1 protein-coding gene is annotated in these 1,838 nt (G+C 61.5%); it reads left to right on the top strand.

The genetic code is table 11. The features are described from left to right. Positions 1–5: 5 nt before the first annotated feature. Positions 6–1,748, top strand: coding sequence for an IS1634 family transposase (locus VJR90_06570; GenBank protein HKV97131.1), 1,743 nt, complete (start codon positions 6–8; stop codon positions 1,746–1,748). The last annotated feature ends 90 nt before the right edge of the window (positions 1,749–1,838 follow it).

The following is a 1,838-nucleotide window of genomic DNA, read 5'->3' as shown; positions in this document are numbered from 1 at the left end:
TAAGCATGTATGTCGCTGCCGTGCCCAACCGCAACTCCCCGCCCGCCTTCTTGCTCCGCGAGTCTTACCGCCAAAACGGCAAGGTCAAATCCCGCACTCTCGCCAACCTTACCCATCTCGGCGCGCAGAAGAGTGAAGCCTTGCGCCTGGCTCTCGCCGGCTCTCTGCCCGCCCCCGGCTCGCCGCTGCCGGATGCCTTCCGGATTGCTCGCTCCCTCCCCCACGGCCACGTCGCGGCCGTCCTCGGCTGCTTGCGCAACCTGCAACTCGATTCGATCCTCGATCCGCTGAGCGGCCGCCAGCGCGATCTGGTCATGGCGATGATTGTGGCCCGCCTCATTGAGCCGGCCTCCAAGCTGGCGACCGCTCGCGGACTTCACGCCGACACTTTGCACCACAGCCTCGGCGAGGCGCTGCAGTTGGATTCGGCCGACGAGACCGAACTTTACCAAGCCATGGACTGGCTGCTGCCTCAGCAGGCACGCATCGAACAGGAACTGGCCAAGCGCCACCTCTCCCACGGCGGCTTGGTGCTTTACGATTTGACCTCGACGTACTTCGAAGGCCGCCACTGCCCGTTGGGCAAACTGGGTCATTCGCGCGACGACAAGTCCGGCAAACCGCAGATCGTGTTTGGCCTGCTCACCAATGCGGCGGGCTGTCCCGTGGCGGTGGAGATTTTCGAAGGCAACACGGGCGATCCCAAAACGGTCGCCGCGCAAGTCAAGAAACTGCGCGAACGCTTCGGCCTCTCCGATGTCGTGCTGGTGGGCGACCGCGGCATGATCACCAGCGCCCGCATTCGCGAAGACTTGCCGGCCTCGCAGGGCATCCAATGGATCTCCGCTTTGCGCGCCAGCCAGATTCAGAAACTGGCTGCCGGCGGCCATTTGCAGATGTCCCTTTTCGACAAGACCGATTTGGTCGAGATCGCGCATCCGGATTTCCCCGGCGAACGCCTGATTGCGTGCTTCAATCCGCTGTTGGCCGAAGAGCGCGCGCGCAAAAGGCCCGACCTGCTGGCCGCCACCGAGAAGCAATTGGATAAGATCGTTGCGGCCACCCAGCGCCGCAAGCGCCCGCTGCGCGGCAAGCAAAACATCGGGCTGCGCGCGGGCAAAATTCTCAACCGCTACAAAATGGGCAAGCACTTTCAACTGCGCATCGAGGACGATGGGTTTCAGTATCAGCGTAAAACGGCGAACATCGAGCGCGAACAAAGTCTGGACGGAATCTACGTTATTCGGACCAGCGTGCGGAAAGAAGCTTTATCCAGCCAGCAGGTCGTAGCCAGTTACAAAAATCTGTCCGGCGTGGAGCGGGCCTTCCGCAGTCTGAAGAGTGTGGATCTGCACGTGCGCCCGATCCACCACCGCCTGCCCGATCGTGTCCGCGCCCACATCCTGCTTTGCATGCTCGCCTATTATGTGGAGTGGCACATGCGCCAACGCCTGGCCCCCATGCTTTTTGACGATGACGACAAGCCCCAAGCGCAGGCCGCGCGACGCTCCATCGTCGCTCCCGCGCAACGCTCGGCTCGCGCCAGGCGCAAAGCCTTCACCAAACAAACCGCCGATGGTCTGCCGGTCCACAGCTTTCACACCCTGCTCGGCGACTTGGCTACGATCGTCAAAAACAGAATTCAGCCCGCCGACAAAACCATCCCCACCTTCGATCTGCTCACTCAACCCACTGCGATTCAGCAGCGCGCTTTCGATCTACTCAGCGTTCCCCTCCGACTGAAATAATACCCGCTCTGTAGGCAGTGACCCGCGCCGAAAAACCCGCTAAGCACTTACTCTGCCTCAATTTTCCATCAAGGGGCCAAAGAACTTCGG

It is taken from the genome of Gammaproteobacteria bacterium, from assembly GCA_035279405.1.
In the GTDB taxonomy this organism is placed as follows: domain Bacteria; phylum Pseudomonadota; class Gammaproteobacteria; order Natronospirales; family REEB76; genus REEB76.
The sequence above is the reverse complement of the archived record's forward strand: the minus strand, read 5'-3'. Positions and strand labels throughout refer to the sequence as shown.